This window comes from Clostridium sp. UBA5119 (assembly GCF_002414285.1).
GTDB lineage: Bacteria > Bacillota > Clostridia > Clostridiales > Clostridiaceae > Clostridium_J > Clostridium_J sulfidigenes.
This window is the reverse complement of record NZ_DHYX01000098.1, coordinates 69219-78564: the sequence shown is the minus strand read 5'-3', so window position 1 is coordinate 78564 and position 9346 is coordinate 69219. Positions and strand designations below refer to the sequence as shown.

Annotated in this window: 6 protein-coding genes; all 6 read right to left on the bottom strand. The window is 30.9% G+C overall.

From position 1 onward, the window contains the following. Positions 1-22 precede the first annotated feature (22 nt). Positions 23-490, bottom strand: coding sequence for an SsrA-binding protein SmpB (gene smpB / locus B2671_RS15295; RefSeq protein WP_035131317.1), 468 nt, complete (start codon positions 488-490; stop codon positions 23-25). Between the two features lie 826 nt (positions 491-1316). Next, complete coding sequence (locus tag B2671_RS15290; protein ID WP_346871177.1) at positions 1317-2483, bottom strand: iron-containing alcohol dehydrogenase; 1167 nt, start codon at positions 2481-2483, stop codon at positions 1317-1319. A gap of 426 nt (positions 2484-2909) precedes the next feature. Next, on the bottom strand, positions 2910-5087 hold the full coding sequence (rnr, locus tag B2671_RS15285; protein ID WP_346871176.1) for a ribonuclease R: 2178 nt from the start codon (positions 5085-5087) through the stop codon (positions 2910-2912). A 580-nt stretch (positions 5088-5667) separates the two neighbouring features. Next, positions 5668-6384 (bottom strand): pseudouridine synthase, encoded by a 717-nt coding sequence (locus tag B2671_RS15280; RefSeq protein ID WP_346871175.1) that lies wholly within the window; start codon positions 6382-6384, stop codon positions 5668-5670. Positions 6385-6546: 162 nt separating this feature from the next. Beyond that, positions 6547-7389, bottom strand: a complete 843-nt coding sequence (locus B2671_RS15275) for a lytic transglycosylase domain-containing protein (RefSeq protein ID WP_346871174.1) — start codon at positions 7387-7389, stop codon at positions 6547-6549. Between the two features lie 67 nt (positions 7390-7456). Next, positions 7457-9346, bottom strand: a 1890-nt coding sequence (locus B2671_RS15270; protein ID WP_346871173.1) for a triple tyrosine motif-containing protein, incomplete at its 5' end; no start/stop codon positions are given.

Here is a 9346-nt window from a genome sequence, read left to right as displayed (position 1 = left end):
ACTAAATCAAAGATTTAGATTCTTACCTGTATTTCTCTTTCATTTGTCTGTCTATGTCTCTCTTAGCTGCTTTTTCTAGCATTACATCTCTCTTGTCGTAATCTTTTTTACCTCTACATACTCCAAGGTTTACTTTTACTTTACCGTCTTTAAGATATAAGCTAAGTGGTATTAGAGTGTACCCCTTTTGAGCCGTGAATCCTAAAAGTTTATCTATTTCTCCTTTGTGAAGAAGTAGCTTTCTTACTCTTAGAGGATCTTTGTTAAATATGTTTCCTTGCTCATAAGGGCTTATGTGCATATTTTTTACGAAGACTTCTCCATTGTATACATCTGCATAGCTATCTCTAAGGTTTGCTTTTCCAGCTCTTATAGATTTAACTTCTGTTCCTACAAGTACTATTCCAGCTTCCATAGCTTCTTCTATGAAGTAATCGTGTCTTGCTTTTCTATTTTCTACTAAAGTTTTAGTTCCTAATTTCTTTGCCATGTTTTCACCTACTTTTATGATTAATATATAATTTTCTCATTATACATGTGATTTTACTAAATTTAAAATGTATTGTATAGTATAACCTATTTTTATTATAACCTAAAATAAAAATATTGTAATTATTAACCTTGAAATATATGAATTTTAACTATTTAAAATTAAAAATATTTATATATAAAACTTTTTAAATAGTTCTATTTTTATATAGGAAACTATTTATCTATATAACTAGGAAACTATTTAACTAGTTGTTGGCGCTGTGGGGGTTTCAGTGATTTCCTCATAGATTTCTTTCTTCCCTTGGTCGTAAGGAAACTCATTTTCACTTCGTTCAAATGAGTAAGTTCTACTTAACCAAATCAAAAATTTCTTTTTCTCGCTTTGCTCGATAGGAAACTCCTTTTCACTCCGTTCAAATGAGTAAGTTCTACTTAACCAAATCATAGATTTGGAGTAGAACTTAGAAGAGCTGTCTCACGGTAGAATTTTTTTAAACTCTACTTTGAGACAGCTCTTCCAAGTTGATTTGATTTGATTTGATTTGATGAATTATAAGGATATTTTTTAAATCTGCTGTACCTTAGTTCAACAGAATTTATAACATAATATAAGAAACCCCATTTTTTAAGTGGAGTTTCTTCCACTAACTAAATTGTTTATTTTACCCCAATTATAAAGAAACCCCTTTTTACTTTGTTCCAATGAGTAAGTTCGAGTAACTAAATCAGAAATTTATTTTCTCGCTTTGCTCGAGAGGAAACTCCTTCTCATTTTGTTCCAATGAGTAAGTTCCACTTACCAAATCAAAGATTTGGAGTGTCACTTAGAACTCTACTTTATTACCGTAGTAAGTGCATTCAAATAGTCTTTCCATTGTTTTGTCGTCTATTTCTCTTGGGTTTGAGCCTGTGCATGCATCAAGTACTGCATTGTGAGCTATAAACTCAAGATTTGCTTTGAAGTCCTCTTCAGTAACACCGTATTCCTTCATTGAGTGAGGAATACTTAGTTTTGTATTTAAGTCATTGATCATTTCTATTAATGAATCAGTTAATTCTGAATCTGTATTTCCATTTAATTTTAACATTCTAGCTATATCTGCATATCTATCTTCACATTTAGTTCTGTTGTACTGAATTACATATGGAAGGAAGATTGCATTTGCACATCCATGAGGAATGTGGAATACTGCTCCTGTTTTATGCGCCATGGAGTGAACTATTCCTAGTAGTGCATTTGAGAATGCCATTCCTGCAAGGCATTGAGCCTCGTGCATTAAGTTTCTTGATTTTTCACATCCATTATAAGAATCTATTAAGTATTCTTTTACCATTTCAATTGCTTTTAATGCTAATGGATCTGAAAAGTTTGATCTTAGTGATGCTGTGTATGCTTCTATAGCATGAGTTAAAGCATCCATTCCAGTATGAGCAACTAGAGTCTTTGGCATTGTTTGTGCAAGTGATGGATCTATTATTGCTATATCTGGTGTTATATTGAAATCAGCTAATGGATATTTAATCTTAGCTTTGTAATCAGTAATTACAGAGAATGCTGTAACTTCTGTAGCTGTACCACTAGTTGATGGTATTGCAACGAATTTTGCTTTTTGTCTTAATTCTGGTAGTCCAAATGGAATAACTGCTTGTTCAAAAGTAAATTCTGGGTATTCGTAGAATATCCACATTGCTTTTGCTGCATCTATTGGAGATCCTCCACCTATAGAAACTATCCAATCTGGCTCATAGCTTCTCATAGCTTCTGCACCTTTCATAACTGTTTCTACTGATGGGTCTGGTTCTACACCTTCAAATAATTCAACTTCCATACCTGCTTCTTTTAGGTAGTCTTCAACCTTTTGCAAGAATCCGAATCTCTTCATAGATCCGCCACCAACAACTACGAAAGCTCTCTTCCCCTTTAAAGTTTTCAGAGTTTCTAACGCTCCTTCTCCATGATATATGTCTCTTGGTAATGTAAAACGTGCCATAATATGAACCTCCCTAATATAAACTTTAAATTTTGTTATTTATTTAACATTTATAATTTTAGTATACCACCTTTTTCTAAAAATACTAGTACTTTGTTAAAAATTTATCTGATTTGTTTAACTTTTTAACAATCTTTTTTTCATTTTTGCTCTCCATTATGTAAAATTATCCTATATTTTTATTAATATACCTTAATTTATAGCAAATTACATAAAAAAGAAGAGATAAAATCATATTTAATTTAATAAATAAAATTTTATCTCTTCTTATATAATGTTAAATTTTTATCCTTAAGTTTTTATTCTCTAAACATTTTAACTTATTAATATTCCGAAATGGCTGAGCGTTAATAATATATGGGCATGCTCAACATTTTTATTAGATTAGTTAATTTTTTGAAAGTCCATTTACTTCTTAACTATATTTTATTCTCCAAAAATTAAATCATCGATGTCTAGGGACATTTCTTCTTCCTCTTCTTCTACTTCTGGTTTAACTATTTCAAAGTAAATATCGTGGGCATCTATGTCAACCTTAGAGCAAACTACCTTAACTTCATCCCCTAGTCTGTAGATATTCTTAGTTCTCTCACCAACTAAAGCTAGATGCTTTTCATCATAGATATAGTAGTCATCATGAAGCTCACTAATATGAACTAAACCTTCTATGGTGTTAGGAAGTTCAACGAACATACCAAAGCTAGTTACAGAGGATATGATTCCTTCGAATTCTTCTCCAATCTTATCCATCATGTATTCAGCTTTCTTTAAGTCATCTACTTCACGTTCTGCATCCACAGCCATTCTTTCTGTATCAGAGGATTGTTTTGAAGCATCTATTACAAAGGTTCTTAATCTCTTCTCTCTCTTGGAATTTAATCCTTCGTTTATCATTTCCTTTATAATTCTATGAATTACTAGGTCAGGATATCTTCTTATTGGAGATGTGAAATGACAATAGTACTTAGCAGCAAGACCAAAGTGTCCTACACATACTTGGGAATATTTTGCCTTCATCATAGATCTTAAAAGCAAGGTGCTAACTACTGTTTCTTCCTTCTTGCCTTTAACCTTTTCTAGAATCTTTTGAAGCTCCCTTGGATGAATCTCATCTTCTTTAAATCTTACATGATATCCTAGGTTATATACGAATTCGCTAAAGTGTAATAACTTCTCCATATCTGGGTCTTCGTGAACTCTATAAACAAATGGTGCATTAAGCCAGAAGAAGTGCTCTGCTACAGTTTCATTACAGATTAGCATAAATTCTTCTATTATTCTATTGGCAATGGCTCTTTCACGAGGTAGGATATCTATTGGTTTGCCAGTATCATCTAGAATTATTTTACATTCTTCAAAGTCAAAATCTATGGCACCTCTTGATAATCTCTTTTTATTTAAGAGCTCAAATAACTTACCCATGTTCTTAAAGTCTTCATGAAGATGTTTAAACTTTTCTATAGTTTCAGCATCTTCATCTCTAAGAATCTTAGTTACATCAGTGTAAGTCATTCTTTCATTAGTTTTTATTACACTTTCAAAGATATCATGATCTACTACTTTTCCTGTAGGATCAATTTCCATAAAGCAACTAAGAGCAAGTCTATCCACCTTTGGATTTAAGCTACATACTCCATTTGATAGTTTTCTAGGTAGCATTGGAATAACTCTATCAATTAGGTATACAGAGGTACCTCTTTTAAAGGCTTCCTTATCAAGGACATTATTTTCTCTTACATAGTGTGATACGTCTGCAATATGAACTCCTAGCTTGAAGTTTCCATTTTTCAGAACTTCTACTGAAACAGCATCATCTAGGTCCTTTGCATCTTCTCCATCTATTGTAACCATGGTTACATCTCTAAGATCTCTTCTTCTGTCTATTTCACTTTGAGGAACCATATCTTCTATTCTTTCTGCATATTCCTCTACCTGTAATGGGAATTCTTCAGGAAGATTATGTTTTCTAATTATAGTTAGGATATCTATTCCCTTATCTCCCTTTTCTCCTAGGATTTCAATTATCTTTCCTTCTGGATTTCTTCTTTTTTCTGGCCAACTAGTGATTTCTACCACTACTATTTGACCTGATTTTGCTCCATTTCTATCATTTTTTGAAATGAATACGTCTTGACCTATCTTTTTATCATCTGGTACAACGAATCCGAAGTTTTTACTATCTTCATAGGTTCCAACTAGTTTTTTATTCTTCCTTTCAACAATTCTGATAATTTCTCCTTCAGATTTCTTACCGTTATTTTCATCTTTTAATACTTTAACTAATACCACGTCATTGTTCATGGCACTATTTACATTACTAGCAGGGATAAATATATCTGGTCTGTCTTCTTCTACAATTACAAAACCAAAACCCTTTTGGTGAGCAGCAAAAACTCCTTTAAGTATACCCATTCTCTCTGGAATACCATATAGCTCTGCTCTATTTTTTATTATTTCTCCATCTTTCTCCATTTCATTTAATAGGTTTGAAAAATCTTTAGATTCTTTTTTACCTATACCAAATATTTTAGACAACTCTTTTAAACTCATTGGTTTATAAGCTTTTTCTTTCATAAAGCTTATAAGTACTTCTCTTATATTCATAATGCACTTCCTTTCATACTTCTCTCATCTTTACGTAATGTATCCTCTTAATACATACTATTTTTTTATATGATGCCAACCATCTCTAAAGCTTCAAAAAAGCTAAGAACTCTGTTTATAATTAGTATACCTATTTACTATTATTGCTCTATTAAATCAATGTTATGTGTTTTTTACATTAGATATTTACATATTACATATAGTTTACAGTATATGCTATATAATTTCTATATTTATCTTTGAAAACATATGTTTTCCAAAAATAAATTTTATTGCAAGAAAAAACCCATCGGGGGTAACCAATGGGTTTTTTCCTTGCAATAATATACAATTATATTCGACATAAAATAACTTGTATAACCCTTGGGGTTAGGTTATACGTATAAATAAAAAGGGGTTATTTATTCTATTTATATATATATTATATATATAATTTTATAAATTTTCAAGTAAATTTATAATAAAAAATATAAACTAATTGTTAATATTTATACTTTATCTATATTTTTTGTATATTTTCTACACATTACACCAAATTACCTTTTATATTCAATTTAATGTATATACAGTTAATAAATCCCTATAAGTTGTTTAATACTTCAATTTCTTCTTTAGTAAGCTCCCTATATTCGCCTTCTTCTAGTGTTTCATCCAGTTCCATAGGACCAAATTTGACTCTTTTTAAATATACAACAGACTTATCTAAAGCTTCAAACATTCTTTTAACTTGATGGAACTTACCTTCCTGTATTGTAACTAAAACTTCAGAACCATCTTCTGTAGAAGAAATAATTTCTAACTTTCCTGGCATACACTTATAACCATCATCTATGACAATCCCTTTTCTAAAACTTTCAGCATCTTTTTCATTTACGGGCTTATCTATTTCTGCATAATAAACCTTATCTACATGGTTTTTAGGAGCGATTAACTTATGATTTAAAGCCCCATCATTAGTAAGGAATAAGAATCCAACAGTGTCCTTATCTAATCTTCCCACTGGGAATGGCTCAAAAACTTGATATTCTGGATCTAATAAATCTATAACAGTTTCATCGTAATTATCAAAGGTTGCACTTACAACTCCTGCTGGCTTATTTAAAAGTAGGTAAACATACTTTCTATACATTACCCTTTCTCCATTTACTTCAATAACTGCTGTCTCTGGATCAACCTTAGTTGAACTGTCCTTTATAACCTCTCCATCAACAACAACCTCTCCATTTTTACAACTAACCTTAACTTCCTTACGACTTCCATAGCCTAAATTTCCTAAAATTTTATCTAAACGTTCCATATCATACCATCCTTTATTAATAGTTTATTTATATATTAACTCATTATTTAACTTTAATTATTATTAGCCAAAGTCCATTTTAACATTACTTTAAAAATAAATCTAATATTTTAAACTAATTGTACTATATAACAAGGCTGTTTCATTGAAACAGCCTTGTTATTATATTAAATTATTTATCTTCGCTAAATAATTTTTTGTTTCTGATGGTAATTTGTAAAAGTCACTGGAGCTACCGATTCCTCTGGATGCCATATTTCCTGGTCCAAAGTTATATGCTGCTAGTGCCATATTTAGGTCATAATTATAGGTTTTAAGATAATCCTTTATGTGTCTTGTACCTGCATCAATATTTTGCTCTATGTTAAAAGGATCATTAACTCCATAGTGATCTATGTTGCAAGGCATTAACTGCATTAATCCTTTAGCTCCCGCAGGCGATACTGCATTAGGGTTAAAGTTTGATTCTGTTTTAATTATAGCTCTTATTAAATTAGCATTTACTCCATATTTAGTTGAAGCATCAGCTATGGCTTTTTCAATTCTTTCAGAGTCAGTACCTGTAGCACTTACTACTGTGGAAGGAGTTACTCCTCCTATAGCTCTTACAATGACATTGCTTATATCATTTATACCATTAGAAGTACTATTATAAGCTCTATTATTTTGATCTATTCCCTGCTGAGTTTGTCTCTCTTTTTCACCCATGGCCTTTAGTAAAGATGCCATGATTAAACTAAATCCACTAGTGCTTGAAGAAGTGTTGCTATCTGACCCTCCACCAAAGCTCCCTGACATTAAACCTAAGCTCATTAGTCCCGTAAGGGCATCACTACCAGTACCAGAACTTAAGGTATCATTTAGAATACCTAGTCCATTAACATATTGATTTTGAGTAATTCCATTGTTTACTGAACCTATACTACTATTAGTATTTCCATTTGTAGCTATGCTGTTTATATAGTTATTTATTCCTCCATAAACACTACCCACATCGTAACTCATTACTTCATCTCCCTTGTTTCTTTATACCTTATTAGGCATCCTTCACTTATTTATTTTTTAAGATACCTTATTCCTTACACTGAATTTCATAAATGGAATAGTCATCATAGACACTCTTAGAGTAACAGCTTTTACATAATGCCAATATCTTGTAAAACCCTTTATAGAAAGGCATAAAGGTATAATAATTTTTCTTACTATACTTTTGTATTAGCTTCCATTCTCCCTTTTCCATTAAATAAAATTCATATAAATTATCTTTTCCACCGTCACATTCCACATAGAAGTTAACATCTTCATTGCACCTTATTACTTCTTTATCTAAGGTTATTTTGCAGTTAGTTACTGGAACTCCTTGTAATACGTCTAAAATCAATTCCTTTTTACAATCATACTTTTTAGTACTAAATATATTTTTACAATATATTTTTAATGTATATACTCCTGCACATTTTGGAATTAGTTTAAACTTCTTATCATTACTAAATTCCGTAGTTTCAACTTCTCTGCCATTGATTTCAACCTTATATTTAGTTAAAGTATTGCTAGTGTTTTCTGTTATTACCTCTAAGACTATTTCATCACCTATAAGGTACATATACTTCTTCTCTGTAAGAATATAATCTATCTTAGCTGGTATATATTCTTTACAATCTATATATATCACTGAATGTACATCATAGTCTCTCTTAGATTTTAGATGTTTTACCTTAACTTCTATTTCATATTTTCCTACACTAGTAGGAGTGAACTTAAAATTATCTTCTTCGTTATATTCTATGAATTGGACTTCCTTACCTTCTTTTTTCACAATAAATTCATATAATAAATTTCTTGAACCAGTGGCCTGAACATTTACCTTAACTGGTTCATTTATAAGAACTTGCTTGTCCTTATTTAGCTTGATTTCTTTTATATATACATTTTGTGTGCAATCTTCATCTATAACAAAGTCCATAATTGCCTTCTCTTCATAATCGTCCTTATAGGTACTATCCTTTACAAGAACTTCAACTCTATATAAGCCACTTTTTTCTGGAATCCATTTATAACTGTTATTAGTAGTAAAATTTGAACTACTATGATAATTTCCATCTACTACAAACTTATAGAGCAATTTATCTCCACCAGAGCATATTGCCTTAAACTCTATAGGTGTTTTTTCAAGCTGTGGTGAGCTTAAATCAGAAGTGAAATTAAGAATTTTTATAGGTTTATATTTATCTACAGTATAATGTATTATCCCCCTATCATCAAAATTCTCATGGGAATACATGTCCTTCACTAAACATAAAAGCTTATACTTACCTGGTAATATTTCTGTGAAGCTGACTAGTCTCTTACTTGAAAAGTCCTGCATTACATGCATGTTGCCATATTCATCAATCTTCATAAATTTGTATAACACAACTCTATTTTCATCAAAGCGTGCATCTATTTCAAAGGTTAATTCATTACCTACTATCAGCTCTTCTGTTAAGCACTGTATATTGTTAATTCTTATTTCATCCATGGGTAATACCTTAAAGGTTGCATTTTTAAAGTCATCAAATTGATGGTCTGAACCTTCCTCTTTACTCTCTATAAGAATCTCAATATCCCCTTCACGGTTTGGAGTGAAACTTAAACTAGTATCCATGGAGTAGTCTCTTATTAAATTCCATTTACAATCTTCTTTTATCCAATACTTACACATGATAGGTAATTTGTTAGGTACGACATCAATTTCTATCTTTTCCCCTAACTTTATTTCATTATTACTAATGATAATATCTTTTATTAACTTTTCTTCTACAGAGCCTATGATAAAGTCCATTCTAGATGTAAATTCAATAGGTTTTTTTCCATCTCTTTTTTTAGATTGTACCATTATCATGTATTTGCCATCTTCCTTAGGTGTCCAATAGGTAAAATCCTCCTCATGGAAATCTCTAATGGTTTCCCAACCTCCATCACA